Annotated in this window: 13 protein-coding genes; 3 read left to right on the forward strand and 10 right to left on the reverse strand. The window is 53.9% G+C overall.

The annotated features are described in order from the left end of the window. Positions 1-97: 97 nt before the first annotated feature. The 9 genes from AC07V0_RS26935 to AC07V0_RS26975 form a co-directional block, all read right to left on the reverse strand. Positions 98-949: an urea carboxylase-associated family protein gene (locus AC07V0_RS26935; RefSeq protein WP_495020070.1), complete on the reverse strand. Its 852-nt coding sequence runs from the start codon at positions 947-949 to the stop codon at positions 98-100. 16 nt (positions 950-965) lie between these two features. After that, positions 966-1,619 carry a GntR family transcriptional regulator gene (locus AC07V0_RS26940; protein ID WP_018929820.1) on the reverse strand — a complete coding sequence of 218 codons (654 nt, stop codon included), beginning with the start codon at positions 1,617-1,619 and terminating at the stop codon, positions 966-968. A 78-nt stretch (positions 1,620-1,697) separates the two neighbouring features. After that, a complete protein-coding gene (gene fabF / locus AC07V0_RS26945; RefSeq protein ID WP_495020071.1) occupies positions 1,698-2,972 on the reverse strand; it encodes a beta-ketoacyl-ACP synthase II in 1,275 nt (424 codons plus the stop codon). Positions 2,973-3,003: 31 nt separating this feature from the next. Further along, positions 3,004-3,798, reverse strand: coding sequence for an SDR family NAD(P)-dependent oxidoreductase (locus AC07V0_RS26950; RefSeq protein WP_192350958.1), 795 nt, complete (start codon positions 3,796-3,798; stop codon positions 3,004-3,006). 194 nt (positions 3,799-3,992) lie between these two features. Continuing rightward, positions 3,993-4,328: a ComEA family DNA-binding protein gene (locus AC07V0_RS26955; RefSeq protein WP_192350957.1), complete on the reverse strand. Its 336-nt coding sequence runs from the start codon at positions 4,326-4,328 to the stop codon at positions 3,993-3,995. 231 nt (positions 4,329-4,559) lie between these two features. After that, entirely contained in the window at positions 4,560-5,648 is a 1,089-nt protein-coding gene (locus AC07V0_RS26960) for an acyltransferase family protein (protein ID WP_495020072.1), read from the reverse strand. Positions 5,649-6,986: 1,338 nt separating this feature from the next. Beyond that, on the reverse strand, positions 6,987-7,694 hold the full coding sequence (locus tag AC07V0_RS26965; RefSeq protein ID WP_064616685.1) for a glycosyltransferase family A protein: 708 nt from the start codon (positions 7,692-7,694) through the stop codon (positions 6,987-6,989). After that, positions 7,694-10,048, reverse strand: a complete 2,355-nt coding sequence (locus tag AC07V0_RS26970) for a glycosyltransferase family 4 protein (RefSeq protein ID WP_495020073.1) — start codon at positions 10,046-10,048, stop codon at positions 7,694-7,696. Before AC07V0_RS26970 ends, AC07V0_RS26965 begins: the two co-directional genes overlap by 1 nt. 1,039 nt (positions 10,049-11,087) lie before the next feature. Continuing rightward, on the reverse strand, positions 11,088-13,082 hold the full coding sequence (locus tag AC07V0_RS26975) for a polysaccharide biosynthesis protein (protein ID WP_064616681.1): 1,995 nt from the start codon (positions 13,080-13,082) through the stop codon (positions 11,088-11,090). 664 nt (positions 13,083-13,746) lie between these two features. On the opposite strand from AC07V0_RS26975, the gene AC07V0_RS26980 reads away from it, so the two are divergent. From AC07V0_RS26980 to AC07V0_RS26990, 3 genes are all read left to right on the forward strand, one after another. Beyond that, positions 13,747-14,547: an ABC transporter permease gene (locus AC07V0_RS26980; RefSeq protein WP_064616679.1), complete on the forward strand. Its 801-nt coding sequence runs from the start codon at positions 13,747-13,749 to the stop codon at positions 14,545-14,547. Positions 14,548-14,560: 13 nt separating this feature from the next. Then, a complete protein-coding gene (locus tag AC07V0_RS26985; protein ID WP_064616677.1) occupies positions 14,561-15,304 on the forward strand; it encodes an ABC transporter ATP-binding protein in 744 nt (247 codons plus the stop codon). A gap of 463 nt (positions 15,305-15,767) precedes the next feature. Beyond that, complete coding sequence (locus AC07V0_RS26990) at positions 15,768-16,952, forward strand: acyltransferase family protein (RefSeq protein ID WP_082920831.1); 1,185 nt, start codon at positions 15,768-15,770, stop codon at positions 16,950-16,952. Between the two features lie 339 nt (positions 16,953-17,291). Here AC07V0_RS26990 and AC07V0_RS26995 read toward each other — a convergent pair whose 3' ends face one another. Beyond that, positions 17,292-18,338 carry an NAD-dependent epimerase/dehydratase family protein gene (locus tag AC07V0_RS26995; RefSeq protein WP_225609238.1) on the reverse strand — a complete coding sequence of 349 codons (1,047 nt, stop codon included), beginning with the start codon at positions 18,336-18,338 and terminating at the stop codon, positions 17,292-17,294. Positions 18,339-18,415: the final 77 nt, after the last annotated feature.

Below are 18,415 nucleotides of genomic sequence, written 5' to 3' on the forward strand. Positions count from 1 at the left end.
CCCCCCCCCCCCCCCCCCCCCCCCCCCCCCCCCCCCCCCCCCCCCCCCCCCCCCCCCCCCCCCCCGCTCCTACAGGATTTTTGTCGCTCAAACCCCTTTATTTTTCCCAATCAGCCTTGGCGATATGCAAGCCATGCAACCCTTTGTAAGCCGCACGCTCCGGCTGGCTCCAGCCTTCAAGCAACGAATCCTCCAACCGGTAAATCTCCACTCCCAGCGGGCGACAGACGCTCAACGGATCCTGCGCATCCGGCCCCCACATGGCCAGCGACAGATCGCCACCCGGGCAGGTCGATAGCGCACACAAAAGATCAATCTCGGCAAAGAACTCCAGATAGTCGCCCTTCTGCGCCGGGCAGGCTTTCATGAAATACAGGTCGTCGTGGTTCAGGCCGGTGCACTGGAAAATGTTCAACACGTCATGCACATCGAACTCGGTCAGGCCATAGGGCAATACGGCGCGAGTCAGGTTGGAGTGGCAGTGATGATGGAAGTCTTCGCCGGTAAGCATTTTGTTCACGTAAGGATCGCAGCGCGTTCCCAGCAAATCGTGCAAACGCCCGCCGTGTTCGTCGATGCCATAACCGGCCAGGCTGTCGTCGGTAATGGTCACCAGCGGCCGTAAAAATGGCAGGTTCGACCAGAGCCGGTCATGGGTGCTGACATGGGCGCCCTGCAACTGCCGGGTCCGCGCCGCCCACAAGCGCTCGCGCGGATCGTGGGCATTCCAGACGTTGAAATCCCCGACTTGCGGGCCGACCGGGGTCGTGACCCTGAACACATGCCCGGCCGGTACATTCCAGGCGCGACCGGTGCGGATCGGCACTTCGAACTGCTCGATCAGCGTGCGCCCCTCTTTCTGGTCGCGGATCCGTTCATAGAAGGCTGTGTCCACCTGCAAGGCCGAGCCTTTGCTGACTTGATAGGCCGCCGGATAGTCTTTGTACATGGCACAAAATCCTCGATCAGTGATGGGAAGAAGGGGCAAGCATCTGCAACAGGAGGTGTTCGGAATCGTCGAGATAACGGCTCATGGCGTCCGCAGCCGCGCGTTTGTCGCCGTCGGCCAGCAACTCATGTATCTGCCGGTCACGCGCCAGCCAGGGCGCCTGAAAACGTGATTCATCGGGAGCGGTGCAAAACACCAGGCGCAGTTGCGCGACGACGTTGGTGAAGAACTCATCGAACAACGGACTGCGCAGCAATCCGACGATGTGTTGATGAAAGGCCAGGCTGTGGGTGCCGACCGCGCGCCAGTCCTCACGCTCCCGGGCCAGTTCTGTGGCCTCCAGGGCTTCGAGCATCCGGTCGGACTGATACTCACGCAATGGCTGGCTGGCGCTGATGGCTTGCAGTTCCAGGGTGCGCCGAACCTTGAACAGATCGCGCACATCATCGACACCCAGCCTGCGCACCATCACGCCCTTGTTGCGGACATAGCGGGTCAGCCCTTCCTGCCCCAGACGGTGCAACGCCTCGCGAATGGTGTTGCGCGAGGCGTTGTAGGCCGACACCAGATCGTTTTCCACCAGCGCCATGCCGGGCAGCAAACGACCGCCGATGATGTCAGCGCGCAATTCCAATGTGATGTGGTCGGCCAGGGACAGTCCGCTGCTCATACTCAACGCCTCGTGATTGTTCAACAATCGTCTGCGAATGAGTAATCACTATTCGTGCCATCACCTGCCTGTCGTGAACTAATCCTCCCAGTATTTGAACAATACGCTGGCGTTCACACCGCCGAATCCGAAACCGTTGGACATCGCGTAGTCGATGTTCATTGGTCGCGCCTGACCGTGGACGATGTCCACGCCTTCGGTGGCCGGATCCGGGTTATCGAAGTTGAGCGTGGGCGGCACCACCTGATCTCGCAGTGCCAACAGGGTAAAGATCGCCTCGACTCCGCCTGCGGCGCCGAGCAGATGCCCGGTGGCGGACTTGGTCGACGTCACCGCGATCTTGTTGTCCGAGCCGAACAACGACTTGATGGCCGCCAGCTCTCCCAAATCGCCAACCGGTGTCGAGGTGGCGTGCGCGTTGAGATGCTGCACCTGTGCCGGCGAAATGCCCGCCTGAGCCAGCGCCAGCGACATCGCCCGACGCGCACCGCTGCCATCCTCCGGCCCCGCAGTCAGATGATAGGCATCGGCGCTGGTGCCGTAACCAACCAGCTCGGCCAATGGTTGAGCGCCGCGTGCCAAGGCATGTTCCAGGGATTCGATCACCAGCAGGCCCGAACCCTCGCCCATCACGAAGCCATCGCGCCCACTGTCGAACGGCCGCGAGGCGCGCTCCGGGGTATCGTTGTAGCCGCTGGACAGGGCCCGAGCCGCCGCAAATCCGGCGAGACTGACCCGATCGATCGCTGCTTCCGCGCCGCCACACACCGCAATGTCCGCCTCACCGCAACGAATCAGCCGCGCCGCGTCGCCAATCGCCTGGACCCCGGCCGCGCACGCTGTTACCGGAGCCCCCAAAGGCCCCTTGAAACCGTGCTGGATCGACACATGGCCCGCGGCGAGATTGACCAGAAACGAAGGAATGGTGAACGGCGATAACCGTCGCGGACCACGGCTGTCGGTGGTGCGCACCGCATCGGCAATCGCGCCGAAACCACCCACGCCCGAGCCGATAATAGTAGCCGTGCGCTCCTGGGCATTGGCGTCGAGCGCTTGCCAACCGGCCTGCTCCACGGCCTGACGCGCCGCTTCCATGGCGAACACAATGAAGCGGTCCATCTTCTTCTGCTCTTTGGGCGGCGTCGCCCGATCCGGGTCAAAACCCGCCTCGGCATCTTCCTCCAGAGTCAGCACCACGCCACCGACCTTGGCCAGCAGATCGGCAACCACCTCGTCCGGCAACGCCCGCACCCCGGAGCGTCCAGCCAACATACGCGCCCAAACCGCTTCGACGCCGCTCCCCAACGGACACACCAGACCCATGCCCGTGACTACCACCCGACGATTACTCATAGCGCAAATACCTCAGTCGATTCATGGCGCCTCACTTGTAACGCGCCGCTGCCATGCTTCTGGACAGATTCGGCGCCATCGCATGACGCGCCGCCATAAAAGCTTCCCACTCGGAGACATTCGGTAACGAAGGAATGGTGATCAGTTCACCCTGATCCAGACCCGACAGCGCCGCGTCGACCATCTCTCCCGCGTCCATGATCATGTCCTCCGGAATCTGGGACGCATCAATACCTGAGCGCTCCAAAATCTCGGTGCGTGTCACTCCCGGCAATACCGCTTGCACTTGGACCCCGGTGCCTTGCAGCTCAGCGTTCAACGACTGAGTCAGGCTCAATACATAAGCCTTGCTCGCGCTGTACGTCGCATTGAACCGCTCAGGAAACAACGCCACCACCGACGCAATATTGATAATCGTCCCACGACCGGCCTTGGTAAAACCGGCTGCCGCCGCAGAAGCCAACCGCGTCACCGTGGTGACGTTCAACTGAATCAAGCGCTCCATCTGATCCATGTCGGCGTTGGCCAACAAACCATCCGCCGCGATACCGGCGTTGTTCAACAATAGGCTGATGCTTGAATCGCTGCGCAGACGCTGCTCAATCTTCAATACATCATCCTTTTGCGTCAGATCCGCCTTGAGCACCTCAACCTGAACACCATGCTCCGCGCGCAATTTGCTCGCGGCAGCCTCCAGCCGTTCCTGATCACGGGCGACCAGCAATAAATCAAAACCACGCGCTGCCAACCGTTGCGCGTAAACCGCACCGATGCCAGAAGATGCGCCGGTGACAAGGGCCGTACCTTGGGCCTGGACAGAATTCATGACAGTGCTCCTGGGTGGATGCTTAAGGGAAGACGAACGCTTCAACGAACGACAGATTTATTATAGGCATAATTTTATCGCCATATGATAGCCGTAATTTTTTGCATCCCGATAAAAGGTGCCAGATAGCCCTCTGCAGCAATAAGCAAAAAAAGGCCGGTCAATGACCGGCCTCCTAGTGTGGATTTATAAGCTTAGTTCACTTCCAGCTTCTCGCGATTCTTGTCCAGAATGGCTTTGCCGATACCCTTCACTTCCAGCAGTTCGTCTACCGACGAAAATGGCCCATTACTCTCACGATAAGCAACAATCGCCTTGGCCTTCGCCTCACCGATCCCGGACAACTCCCGTTGCAGAGTTGGTGCATCAGCCCCATTCAGATCGACCTTGGCGGTTTGAGGCTTGGCGGCAGCGTCCAGCACCAAGGGTGCCTTGGCAGCCTCTGGCGCAGCCGTCGGCGCAGCAATGGCCGCAATAGAGGCGCTGGTGAGCAGGGCAAAAACCAGAGAGTAGAAATAGCCAGTACGCATAAATGAAGCTCCATGACATCGATTGGAAGAAGCAGCTTTTCCGAAGCTGCCTCCCAAACTTAGGCGATGTGATGGAGCTGTCAAAAGTGTGTCCGTTACAGGATGTGAAACAATCGAAAGCGCTCCATGAACCCTTGGGGAGTTCAGGATCGTCAGGCATCTGCACGGCAGACCCTGTAGCGCTTCATAGGTGACCTGCGTGACTGTTACATCACAAATACATACACTTGCTCAAGCCCCTGAATTGAGCTTCTCACCCACAACAGGATTGAACGCCGAATCGGCATCAGCACCATTCGATACAGACCTGACTTTATTTTTTGGCTTGAATCTGAGAACCCTTTTCTCTATCAAATGCCAAGAGGCGTATCCTAAAACCAGCGTAATGACCACTGTAACAACAAGGTAAGTTGAATAGGCCATATCAGGGAATTTTAGCAAAACAAACTGCTGAACCGGAAAAGCATAGATATAAACACCGTAAGAGCAGTCACCCACTTTATTAACCAAGCTCCCCAACCAACTTCTGGAAAGTCCATATGCCAAGACGACATACGGTAACGTAAGCCATAGCAGGGACTTCGAAAACGATAAATACGGCGCCAGCAAAAGGGTAATCATCACCATGACAGCTACGCCGGAGAGACTGAACCACCGTTCGAGCCCCCACTTCGCATAACAGGCCCCAATCATGAAATAGATGCCGATCAACGGAATGTTTCTTACATCAGAACCGTAAACCACCAGCAAAGGCGCATCTCGCCAGCACCAAAAAACCACAATCAGCGCAAACAATGCTGTGGCAATTGTGTATACAAGACGACCGCCATTGAATAGAAGCCCAAGTGCCACCACTACCAAATACATGAAAAACTCAATAGGCAAACTCCATAGAGGACCATTGATCACATTGGCAACTCTGGAGTGTTCCAGCACGCCCGGCAAATAAAATACCGGACTTAAAATTATATTCTTCAAGTACATAACAAATGCCAGATCCGAAAAATACTGCTTGACTGTCAACGTCGAAAAAATGGGACCAAGCAGAAACGAAGTTAGCACCACAACAACAATCAGGGCTGGAAATATTCGCAGCGATCGCTTAACTAAAAAGCTAATGACCGAAGGATCAAAACTCCAACTTTTTGAAATCAAATAACCACTTATGATAAAAAATATCGCGATCCCGAGCCCGCCATAGGAATCAATACCAATAAAAATCTCCGGGGTATTACCGTAAATATCGAATGAATGAGCATATAGCACCATCAGCGCGGCAACCAACCGTAACAAGTTCAAGTTATTATCCTTGTGCAGCATGTATTTCCGCCTGATATTAATTACAGATGATAAGAAATTTCTATTCTTGCAGTAGCTCATTGGCCGCGTAGGGCAATAGCCCGGCGCTTCGTCAGGCCTGGGCAAATGTCTTCGCTGGAAGACTGGATCACACGTATTCCCGTGCCATCATTGATGACGCGGAGAGGATGATACAACGCCACTTGGTCCTCTGCAGCTCAATCAGCCTATGCACCGTCCAACTGCGAGCTGGAGCGCGCCGCTACTCTGAACGCGCTTGTGCTGCTGCTCTGCCAAGACGTCGTTGCGATAAAGCGTGTCGGGGAGGTCAGGAGCGTAAGAGTTCCTGAGCCTTGAACCTGCCCCCGCCGTCCTCTCACACCATCGTACGTACGGTTCCGTATACGGCGGTTCCTGCCTACTGATAAACAACGCCAGCGAGCTTGGTTCAGTTGATGTGTCGCCTGCGGTATCTAAGCACCCAGACCGGCCCTCGGATCCTCCGGCTCCTACCTCCTGATGGTCTCGACCCCCGCTATGCGGAGTTTCTGCTTTACGCTCCAACAGAGATCACACCCAACTATCCACTCATGGCAGGTTCAGCCATTCATTGCTCCGGTTTCGAGCAACTACCCATCCCGTCATCTCGCGATGCCGGTAGCACATGGCAGGCTAAACAGATCTCCCAGGGTTAATTCGCGCGACCTTCCCGCATATGCTTGTCGGATCTATGTCACAGTGTTCCGTGCAAGTAACGGGCTTTGAAGATATCGGCCTTCTTACCCGCCGCGCCGCCTGATGTCTTGGGATAAAGGTAGGCTAAAGATGCCCCCCCCACACCCTGCGAGGGCTACGCTTTCGCAGAGTGTTTTATTTTCGGAGGCCATCGTCATGATCGATCTAACACTGGAAAGTATCGATCTCGGCAAGCATTGCTTTCATCTGCACGACCGCTACAAGCTGACCTGTGGGGATCACCAAACACCGGAGGATCGTTGCTCACCAGATACTCAAGCAAGCCTTCAATGCCGCATGCGATATCGCCCGGAGCATCCATCAGCATGTCAAAAAACGCGAATCCCCGATACGAAATCGATTGCAGGGACTCATGTATTAGCCGGTTGGACTACCACGCGGAAAAAATCCATTTATATGGTTTTCTCACAACGGCGAATCGAAGCACACATTTGTCACAGACGCTTTGCGCCAGGATGTCTGGATCGACACAGCAGGCCTCGGGAGGAATACAGTGTGCTCCAGCGCATGCTCGAGAATGTCCAGCATTCGAACATTGCACGAATCTGTGCGGTATTCAAACTGTCTCCCTTCTGACGACATGCGGCGGCGTGACCGCCGCCGTCAACGCGAAAAACGCACGAGTTCGGTCGGCCACGGGACGACGTCGCTATTATTCGCACGCGAACTTTGTGTTCCATGTCGGCGGCGTATCATATGCACTGTGTCCGGTACGGGCTTATGCGGAAAGCCTTTCGAAAGAGTCGTACAGTTCCAGTGCCAATCCTCGTGCCCATACCCCGACGCCAGTTCGTTCTTGCGGAACGGGAAATCCGCATAGATCTCGCGCGGCGCGAACGACAATGCCTCCCAATAATTGCCAATCTGTAGATAATCCAGGTCGAAATCCGGGTGGTCCGAATCAACATGCAACCAGAACAGCCGCTCACGCCCGAAGATGATGCTCAATTGCGAATGAGCGATGACCGGTCTACCCATCTCAGTACAGAAACGGTGCGCGGCGACGAGCCAGTTGAAGCTCCAGAGGTCGTCCGCATCCAGAAAGGTCGCGTAGCGCCCCGAAGCCAGGCTGATCCCATGATTTCGAGCGAGTGCCGGGTCGCCAAAATCGGTCAAGACGACCTTCGCTCCCCAGCGATCCGCGTCGGCGAACATGGTGCGGGTCAACGCATCGGGACGATCAAGCACGACGATTGGTTCGACAGTAATGCCTTGATCTCTTGCATGATCGATTGCCTCGCGGAAGCTCGAGATCGACGGGCCGCTAAGCACTCCTTCTCTATGGGCCGTCATAATTGCGGAAACTTCCATCACGCACCCACCTTTTCATTCAGAACATCCGACACTTGCTTCGCATAGGCCTGCATGCTGTGCCGACTACGTGCCCGTTCTCGCAGACGCTGCGCCCGGACAATTCGTTCGTGAGGCGCTTCAAGCGCAGCATGAATTGCGCCGACATAATCGTCGACACTGCGAACACCGTCAACCGGCCACCCAGTCTGCTCGTCGATCAGCTCGGGAACCCCGCCCACAGCGCTCGCGACTATACTGACGCCGCGTAGCGCGAGCTCGATGATTATCGTCGGCATGCCTTCCCAGTCCGACGTGAACAGCCAGAGATCCGCATCGTACAGCGGTAATTCGTCGTAGGATGAAAAGCCTTCATGCAGAATCAGGTTAGCCGGAGAGCGGCTGTAATCCGGCGGAGAATTGAGCAGCGGCGCTCCCCAGCACAGGAAATCGACCTCAGGCATCTTGTGCGCGATCTCCTGCACAAGATCGAATCGCTTCTGCCGATCGAGACGGCCGGCCCACAGTACCCTTCGGCGTAGGCGTTTACTCTCGGTCTTGATACTTTCTTCGGTCGCCGTTTGCCCGCCGATATCCCCACGCGACGGCGAGAACAGTGGAACAATCCGCTCGGAGAGTGACGCAGGCAGGTTGTAGATCTTCGCCAGTTCGTTCTTCATATGGATCGTGTCGGTGAACACAGCTCGCAGATGGCTCGCCGTTCCCGGGAAGAATTCGCTCGGGTAGCCGGCGCGATAGCCGCTTGCCGTCTGATCCCAGCAGAAGAGGTAGGAATACAAATCGATGCTTTCGGACAACTGTGTTCCGAAGCGCGCCATCACGTCCCAGCATAACCGGCTGTTGATGTTGATGATCCAGGACGGCGCGAGTCCCATGAACAGACTGTACAGCAGAGTTTGCGCCTGGAGGGGCGGAAGATCCCGGAATACGCTCGATGCATCGACAACGTCGACACCAGCAGATACCCATTCCGGGCGGTCGAAGTTTGGCTGATCGGTACGGAGCAGTAAAACCGACTTGTTGGGAAACGCCAGGGACACCGCTTCGCAAATCTGGCATGCAACCAAATCGGCGCCTCCCGTGCGAATCCAAGGCACGCATACGATCATATCGTAGTGATCGCGCTCGAACAGCTCGCGCAGAGCACGACGAGCTAAATTGCGACCGTCGTGGAGCGGCGCTACATGCACGTTGCTGATGTCCGATACGTCACCGATGGCGGGCTCAATCATCAACGCGCGACTTATCGTCTTCGCGAATACTGTGGAATGAAGGATATCTTCGATGACCTGCGAGTAGTGAGGCACACCACGATACAGCTCACCCAGATCGCCGCCATTACCGCAGGATGACAGGAAGTACTTCCAATTGTTAAGACGCGCTTCGCCGTCCCGCATGGATGGTGGTTGAGCGACAATCAGCTGCGGCAGACTTGACGCACGCGCCCCTTCAAATACACCCCGGCTGATAAAATGCTCGAACGCCCACGTGTAGGCTGCAACTACAGACGGATATTGTGCGTAATAGTAATTCTCGTCGAAATAGGGTGTGGGAACGATCCGCTTGTCAATGCCCTCGCGAAGGAAATGCTGCAGGAGAGTCTCCCCGTCCTGCAGCACAAGACCACGGTTCTGGATGATGCGTCGGTAATGCTCCACGCTGAATAGGGGGCCCGGTGCGATTTCCATTTTCCATGCGGCCGTCAGAAAGGCGATCAGACGCTCGATGGTGTCAGCGCTTTCTGTACCGATTCCCGGATGATCTTCGTAAGGCGAGAACAGCGCCACTATAATCGCGAATTTGTCGCGACCGAATCGCGCCCACCATGGCTGGGCCGCTGCAACAAGTCGCATGTACTGGTCACGAGCGTCCTTCGGCACGTTGGTCCGACACGCATAAAGCGGCTGGAGTTCAGGCAATGGCGGATGCATGGCCGCGTCACGCGACCAGAAGAACGCGAATGGCGTGCATTCCCCGTCCTCTTCCGTCCGGACGATGAATCGCCTATACCAGTCAGAGTCAAAGAAGGCATTCGGTGCGCGCCCTTCACTCTGCCCAGAACGGACGTAATGCAGCAATGGATTGATGTCCGCCTGTGCAACATCGGGGTTGTGAACGACATACCAGGCCCCGTCAAAGAACGCGCTCGGGTTACGCCCTTCTTTCCATCCGTGCTCGAGATAGTGCGCAATCGGATCAGCTCCGCTCGCGGCGATGTCAGTGTTCGTTGCTAGATACCACTCCCGGTCAAATAAACCGGACAGATCCAACAATGTATAATCGACCGTTCTCTGGCGGCTGGCCGCACCCGGCAAGAACGGCCCCACCAACATCTTGATTCTCGATAAAATCATATCGCAGTTCCTGTTGACGCGTATTGTTGTTGAGCCGCCGGCTTGCCGTCCTCTCTTCGCGAGAGCCACAAACGACGCATGCAACCTCTATTTGTATGGCTCGCGCATGCAACGCTTTGCAAGGTCGGAATGAGCGATGCCATATATGTTCCGAACGCCGTCGCGCTTGCGATGTCCGAGTGGAAAGGGCGGCCTAGTATTTCTCGCCCGTCGTCCATGCGTGGTAGATGAGGATCGCCGCCAACGAACTTTACTCATCGCTGAGAGGCCTGACTCAACGCCCCCCTTGGTGACGGTGCGCGATATCAGCAGAGTTAAAAAATGCCCGACATCCGTTCGACTGCAGCCTATTTTCGCGATGCGTCGGCAACGACGGAGCTGATGAAGCCACCGCGCCCTCAACGGCAAGCAGTGTATATGTTACCGCTCGATACGTAAAAATCTTATTAGTTACCCAAGCTTGCGCACGCATAGCCCTCATACGACTGACCCAATATCACCGTAGCGAGCAGAAACGCCACCTGCCACTTGCTCTCGACCATGCCATCTGCCCTCGCCAGCTCCAGCGCAAATGGCGGCGACGCTTCTCTCTACTTTAGCCCGCATTTTCTAAGTAAGGGCGCATCGCTAATGGGCAATACCTAAACCCTTTCATTGACTGGGGCACGTATTTGAAAGCTGCACGCTTCCGTTGCGATACGGATCATAAATTAGGTTTTTAGAAGCCCCCCATGGGAGACTCCTATCTGGCCCTGGGCTACCTGATTGCGTATTCCGAAGCGGCCATGCTGGGTGCCATCGCCGATTGGTTCGCTGAAACTGCCTGGCTCCGACACCCAATTGGGACTGCTAATATCATTGGACGGTATACCGCGTAGATTGCAGGCCACTGCATTGGTACCCTGCGAACAGGACAACACTCATTGCCCATGTGGCTGCGCACTCAAACACCGGAAGAACAGCTTTTCCGAAGCTGCCTCCCAAACCTAGGCATGGGACAATTCTGTCAAAAACGTGTCCGCTACAGAGCGCGCAACGATCAGGTCTCGAGGCGACGCTGCTGGTAAATCAAGTCGACGATTTCACCATCCGGGGCGTAACCACTGACAGTGTCACGCAGAAGTTGGCGAACCCGCGAATAATCATCCCGCTCAACGGCAGACAGCAACTCCATCAAGTTGCGCTTGAGCACTTCCCAAGGCAAATGGTCCTCTTTGGCACTCATGATCATCGGGTGCCGGGTAGCGGACACGTTGTCGCCGATCAGCAACTCTTCGTAAAGCTTTTCCCCAGGACGCAGTCCAGTGAACTCGATGGCAATATCGCCTTGCGGATTTTTCTCCGAGCGAATGCTCAAGCCAGACAGGTGAATCATCTTCTCCGCCAGCTCAATGATCTTGACCGGCTCGCCCATGTCCAGCACAAACACGTCACCGCCCTGCCCCATTGAGCCGGCCTGTATTACCAGTTGTGCCGCCTCGGGAATGGTCATGAAGTAACGGGTAATCTTCGGATGGGTAACCGTCAAGGGCCCGCCTGATTTGATTTGGCTGTGAAAGCGCGGAATTACCGAGCCAGACGAGCCCAACACATTACCGAACCGCACCATGGTGAAACGGGTCTTGTTGACCCGGGACACATTGGACTTGTCCCCGAACAACACCGGTGCCAACTCACGACTGAGGGCCTGCAAGGTCAACTCGGCCAGCCGTTTGGTGCTACCCATGACATTGGTCGGGCGTACAGCCTTATCGGTCGAGATCAGCACAAAGTTTGCAACACCTGCCTCCAATGCAGCCTGAGCGGTATTGAGCGTCCCGATCACATTGTTCAGCACACCTTCGGCAATGTTGTGCTCAACCATCGGCACGTGCTTATAGGCCGCCGCGTGATAAACCGTGTCCACATTCCAGGTCTTCATCACATCCAGAAGTTTATGGGGATGACGAATCGACCCCAGTATCGGCAACAATCGGACAGACAACGACTCACGAGCAATACGATGCTCGAGCTCTGACAAAATGCTGTAGAGATTGAATTCGCTATGATCGAACAACAACAGCGTGGTTGGCCCCAGGGAGAAAATCTGACGACAGAGTTCGGAACCGATCGAACCGCCCGCCCCCGTCACCAAAACCGTCTTGCCCTTGACGCATCGAGCCAACAAATCAGGCTGCGCCGGCACCGAATCCCGCCCCAACAGGTCAGCAATGTCGACTTCCTGAATGTCGTCCACCTTGACCCGGCCACTGGCCAGATCAGTGAAATTCGGAACACTGCGCACATGGAGCGGGAAGTCCTCCAGAAAATTGAGAATCTCCCTACGCCGCGCACGAGTCGAAGACGGCAACGCCAGAAGGATTTCCTGAGCACCAGTCACGTCGATCATCTGCTGAATATGCTTGGGCTTAAAGACCTGCAACCCAGCAATCGAACGATCCGCGATAGAGGAATCGTCATCGATAAACGCCACAGGACGCATCACGCGCCCCATGCGCAACGCTGCAACCAACTGGTTGCCCGCGACGCCAGCACCGTAAATGGCGACCTTGGTCAAACCATCGTCTCGATTGACAAACGGTACATGCTGCGCAGCGGTGAACCAATCGCCCATGAAATACTGACGCATGCACAGACGCAGGCCACCAATGATTACCAGGCTTAGCCACCAATAATTGAAGATGATGGAGCGCGGCACCACGACTTCGTGATTGCTGTACCAGTAGACCACCACGGCGAGGATCAGCGAGGACAGACTGACTGCCTTGACGATGGCAATCAGCGCGTCATTGCCGAAGTAGCGCATGACGGCGCGGTACATGCCAAAGCGTACGAAAAGGGGAATGGCAATAATCGAGGCACTGACGAACAGCCAGAAATGCGACTTTAGCGGATTGTACATGTCGTCGATGCCGAGGCGGACGATAAAGGCCAGCCACAAAGCGACCCACACCAAAACCACATCGGTGGCGACCTGTATCAGTCTTTTTTGCCTACGAGGCAAACCCAGCAAAACTCTCCGTACTTTATCCATTCAAACTTTCGAGCACGCAGCCCCCCTCCTTTTTACGCGGTCGTTGGTCAGCATTGTAACCTCAATGAGGACGAGATCGCCCAATACTTGCACATGGCAGGGTCCAGGAAGGAGCATTTAACTGAAAGCGCCGCTATAATTCACCCCTCTGACCGGCCTGCCCGACAGACAGCGCACGGAGGCGAAACTCGCTTGAAAACCACGAAACGTTGCTGCCGCGACACTGCTCGTCGGCAACCATTGGCTAATCGCTCCGCCCGCTTCCGAGCAGGCGATTTATTGGAGCCTGACGATCAGACGCCGTGACTTAAACCCAAAATGCGTTTCTGGGGTGAGGGAAATATCTTGGGAGTTCTCCTCTGACCGTGGGATGATAGAAAAAGTGCGAATCATCTGACAGAGATTTTATCTATGATCGCTAGCACATCTAGCTTACCAGACACAAGCACTTTTTAGCGAATAGCTCAAACTTGGCACGATAGCGCGCGCGCCATACGAAATAGCTGCAGACTTTATGCTCCCTCCTTGCAACAGGGGGAGGCACTCTACGTGGAGCACATCCCGCGATCGCAAAAAACTGGAAACCAGACGGGATGGAAAAAGTGACACTCCCCCCTCCTACAAGATTACAATCATTGACTGTTTTGACAACCCGGTGTTTCGAATGCTAAACAACTCAATTACCGCCGCCATGGCAGATATAGCGACAGCTGTAAAGCGCTATTCTCTGGTAGGCATGCTCGGATGGCAGGATGTACGTCAACGGTATAGACGCTCTGCTGTCGGACCGTTTTGGCTAACCATCAGCATGGGCGTTATGATTGGTACCATTGGCCTCGTATTTGGCCAAATATTTAACTCCCCCATGAAAGACTTTCTGCCATTTCTTGCAGCAGGTATGATTCTCTGGAGTTTTATTTCTACCTGCGTGTTAGAGGGCTGCACCAGCCTCATCGCCGCAGAAAGCATTATCAAACAACTCCCCATCCCATTATTCGTGCATATTTTACGCACAATATGGCGCAATACTTTGATCCTCGCGCACAACATCGTCATTTTCCCGCTTGTACTGCTGGCTGTTCAGAAGCCATTGGGTCTTGGAGCACTGTTGAGTGTCCCGGGCTTTGCACTGCTTGTTCTCAATCTGGCATGGATCTGCTTGATATTGAGCCTTTTATGCGCTCGATATCGCGATCTCCCGCAGATCATTGCGAGCGCCTTGCAAATTGCCTTTTACTTGACGCCAATCATGTGGCTTCCAAGCCTGCTACCAGGACGAGCCGGCACTTATTTACTGGATTTGAACCCCATCTATCACCTCATACAAATCGTCAGGGCCCCCTTGCTCGGACAGGATGTGAGCACTGTTAGCTGGTGCGTGGCCGGGGGCATGGCTCTGTTTGGCTGGTGCATAGCGATCATCATCTATGGCCTCTATAAACGTCGCATTGCTTATTGGCTCTAAGAAGAAAACTATTATGGCTTGTATTGAATTTCATAACGCATGCGTTGATTTCCCTATCTACAACGCAAGTTCTCGCTCTCTGAAAAAGCAACTGATTCAAGTCGCTACAGGCGGCAAACTCAGTGCCAACGACCAAGGCCGAGTGATCGTCAGAGCACTGGAGGACCTTACTTTCTCCCTCAATGACGGAGACCGGGTTGGATTGCTCGGTCATAACGGCGCTGGCAAAAGCACATTACTCAGACTGCTGAGCGGTGTATACGCCCCCTCCGCTGGCACCGCCAGTATCAGCGGCGAAGTCGCTTCCCTCATTGATATTTCATTAGGGATAGACCCGGAGGCATCCGGCAGGGAAAACATCTTCATGCGCGGCATCCTGCTTGGGATGACAAAAAGCGATATTGCAGAAAAACTCGACGAAATCATTGAGTTTTCAGAACTGGGTGACTTCATTGACCTGCCGGTACGCACGTACTCTTCCGGCATGCACTTGCGCCTGGCCTTTGCGGTATCGACGACCATCAGACCTGAAATATTGATCATGGACGAATGGCTGTCGGTAGGAGACGAAGGCTTCAAGCACAAAGCAGAAGCCCGGATGAACGAACTGGTCCAAGCCACCAGCATTTTGGTGATAGCCAGCCACTCCCGTGACCTGGTGCTGCATACATGCAATCGGGTCATTTGGCTGGAGCACGGCAAAATAAAAATGGACTCGGACCCCGAAACAGTTACCCGAGCTTATTTTGGCCACTAATATTTTCGTTCGCGCCTGCAACCCTCAATAAGCTAATAAACCGGCGAACTCATAAAAAACCACTTTATCAAGTTAGGATGAACATTGGTTTTTTATGAAAGTAGCCGCTTAGCCATTGCAGCGTAGAAGCCAAAGCAACAACGTCTCTTGCCAGCTACACCTCATGATGTAACCCGACGCAACAACCGAAAATGTTTATCTGCATCCAATCCCCCCCAAAAAAAACTATCGATAGCCTCGCAACTCCGATTGAACGGGTCATTATGGTGACGTTATTCACCTACCTGCGCTGACGTGCTCGTCAACAAATTCGGCGACCGTGTGAAAACTCCCCCAGCGCGGAGAGAGACGACGCCACCGCTGGGCAACTCCCCCAAAGCTATTGGCCAAGGCTAGCCAAAACAAATAAATATGCCTATTATCCCGCACTCATAGATCAAACGATAAATATTCAAGGCCTGACATGTCAGCAAAACTGGAAACTGGAAGCAATAGACTATTCCCCCTAGAAGCCTATAGGGGAATAGCTGCATTTATTGTGCTTGTTCACCATTTTTTTTTAGGGTTTTCCCCATATACAACTGGATTATTAGGGGACGCACGAAACAAAGACAGTTTAATAGGGCAGCCATATTTTGCTCTTTTTAACGGCACAGCAGCTGTCGGTTTTTTCTTCACCCTTTCCGGGTTTGTTTTATGCTGGTCCTATTTTAATCATGAAAACCCACAAAAACTGCTTCTGGCATTTCTTAAAAGATTTCCTAGACTGGCCGCCACAGTAACGATTACCACTGTCGCAAGCTACTGCTTATTCAAGCTTGGTTTTTACTATTTCCACGACGCTTCACAACTTAGCTTGAGCCCATGGCTTGCGACATTTGCTTACGGATGGACGCCAGGGTTTGAACCGAGCTTCTGGGGAGCTCTAACACAAGGAATGACAACTTTTTTCACAGGAGTAGCTAGCTACAATACAAACCTTTGGACTATGAAACCCGAATTTTACGGCAGCATGATTGTCTTTATGCTTGCATGCTTTATTTCAGTAATACTCGAATACCGCTACCTTACTTACGCCTTCATAATCATTTCAATATCAGCACTATTCTATAACGACTTCATATTCCCCTTTGTTGCCGGTACATTTCTTTCTGTTTATCTGACCAAAAACAAAAATGAAATCCCCTTCCTCGCTTCCATAGCATTAATTATTTTCGGGTTATACTTGCTCGGATACATGATCCCGGAAAAATCATACGCTTGGGCTTCAGTCATCCCAGATATTATGAAAGCTCACACCCAAACCTTGCTCCACACACTTGGTTCTGCCTGCATAATATTCGCAACCATGAGCAATCAAAAGGTTTTTAAAAACCTGAACGGGAAATTTTTAAGGGGTATTGGAAAAATCAGTTTTCCACTCTATCTTGTCCATACCCTTGTGATCTGCTCACTATCAAGCTACGTATATATCAAACTTGCAAATCACGGAATCAGCAACACACAAAGCTTAATTATCGTATTTATTGTCACCGCTACCACTTCAATTGCATTAGCAGTACCACTTTCTCGCTTTGATGACTGGTGGGTTAAGCAGGTTAACACCATCACACGAAAACTATTGAAAGAGAAACAATTAGTCCATTGAGTTCTACACCATAAGACGCACCTGCCAATCACCGACAAATCAGCTACAGTCGCGTCAATTGGTCTTTCATGGATGAAAGGAAATACAGAAACAAGAACGCCGATTTGATTGATGATGTTCGCGGGTGCAAACATATCTAACAAATCGGCGTTCTTATATGTAATATTCTAGAAGGGCATTTCTTTCGTCACAACCCGGCCGGATGGCAACCCTTTACAGATCGATTTGACGCCTTATGCCCCCCCGCTTTTGAAGCCTTCCCAGAGATCGTAACCACCCCATAAGCTCACCTTCCAAGAAGCGGGCTTATGCAGTGCTTACATCGTTAAATCAACGTGCTTATTCCGGATTATCCAATAACCAAGCAGCAAAGCGCTCCAACCCCTCATCGAAACTCACGAAAGGGGCCCACCCCAAAGACTGTTTGGCGCGCTCGATATCCAGGACACTGACAGGCACATCAAATCCTCGACCCGACAAGTACTCACGACTGGCATTTCGCCCCGTGACCCTCTCGATCGCGTCAAGAACCTCATTGAGACTATGTCCGCGCCCTGAACCGATATTGAACACATGCTCTTCACCGGATTGCGCTGACGATGCCAACAACGCTTTCACCACATCAGAGACATGAATGTAGTCACGTACAACCGTGCCATCGCCCCAAATCTCAACCGTCTCGCCACGCAGGACTTTGCCAAGGAATACGGCTACCGCGCCTTGGCTAGCATAGGTGCGCTGCCCCTCACCAAAGGGGTTTGCAAGACGTAGAACAGTATAATCAAGGCCGTATAAGCGATGGAAAAGCGCCAAATACTTCTCGATCGCCAACTTGGCAATTCCATAGGAACAGGCCGGGTCAGTAGCATGGGTTTCTGGAATAGGTACTTGCGTAGGGTCTCCATACACCGTGCCACCTGAGGAGATAAAAACAATCTTCCTCAGCCCGGACTTCACCGCGAGGTTTAGCAGGCGGATGGTCGCAACGACATTGCTCTCCACATCGAAGACGGGATCCGCATTTGAAGACTTGGGGAGGGTCGTAGACACCAGGTGATAGCAAACATCGCAACCTTCCAATGCCTTGGCGACTTCGGCCTCGCTGGTGAAGTCTCCTTCGCAAAGCTCGAAATTAGGATGATTGAAGTGGGATTCACCCAACGGCGCCACATTGGGACGATCGAAACAGCGCACAAAATGGCCCTGATCGAGCAATGCGTCTATCAAGTGGGTGCCTATGAAACCACGCCCCCCCAAAACCAGGGACCGCTTAACGGGATTAGGGGAAGTGTTCTCGGAATTATTCAACGTTGCCCTCCAGCGCTTGATATGGTTGAAACTGCCGCCTTGTGCAGCAGCAGACAAGGCGGGCGTGACCTGCCCCATCCTTGGCAACCATTGCAACGACCTACACTTTATTGTTTAACGGAACACACTGTGACGGCTAATGATACGTCAAGAGA

This window comes from Pseudomonas sp. GW821-FHT01E10, assembly GCF_059422365.1.

Coding starts and splice junctions, on each gene's coding strand:
- AC07V0_RS26935 (WP_495020070.1), bottom strand. CDS start 949: ATGTACAAAGACTATCCGGCGGCCTATCAAGTCAGCAAAGGCTCGGCC.
- AC07V0_RS26940 (WP_018929820.1), bottom strand. CDS start 1,619: ATGAGCAGCGGACTGTCCCTGGCCGACCACATCACATTGGAATTGCGC.
- fabF (WP_495020071.1), bottom strand. CDS start 2,972: ATGAGTAATCGTCGGGTGGTAGTCACGGGCATGGGTCTGGTGTGTCCG.
- AC07V0_RS26950 (WP_192350958.1), bottom strand. CDS start 3,798: ATGAATTCTGTCCAGGCCCAAGGTACGGCCCTTGTCACCGGCGCATCT.
- AC07V0_RS26955 (WP_192350957.1), bottom strand. CDS start 4,328: ATGCGTACTGGCTATTTCTACTCTCTGGTTTTTGCCCTGCTCACCAGC.
- AC07V0_RS26960 (WP_495020072.1), bottom strand. CDS start 5,648: ATGCTGCACAAGGATAATAACTTGAACTTGTTACGGTTGGTTGCCGCG.
- AC07V0_RS26965 (WP_064616685.1), bottom strand. CDS start 7,694: ATGGAAGTTTCCGCAATTATGACGGCCCATAGAGAAGGAGTGCTTAGC.
- AC07V0_RS26970 (WP_495020073.1), bottom strand. CDS start 10,048: ATGATTTTATCGAGAATCAAGATGTTGGTGGGGCCGTTCTTGCCGGGT.
- AC07V0_RS26975 (WP_064616681.1), bottom strand. CDS start 13,082: ATGGATAAAGTACGGAGAGTTTTGCTGGGTTTGCCTCGTAGGCAAAAA.
- AC07V0_RS26980 (WP_064616679.1), top strand. CDS start 13,747: ATGCTAAACAACTCAATTACCGCCGCCATGGCAGATATAGCGACAGCT.
- AC07V0_RS26985 (WP_064616677.1), top strand. CDS start 14,561: ATGGCTTGTATTGAATTTCATAACGCATGCGTTGATTTCCCTATCTAC.
- AC07V0_RS26990 (WP_082920831.1), top strand. CDS start 15,768: ATGTCAGCAAAACTGGAAACTGGAAGCAATAGACTATTCCCCCTAGAA.
- AC07V0_RS26995 (WP_225609238.1), bottom strand. CDS start 18,338: ATGGGGCAGGTCACGCCCGCCTTGTCTGCTGCTGCACAAGGCGGCAGT.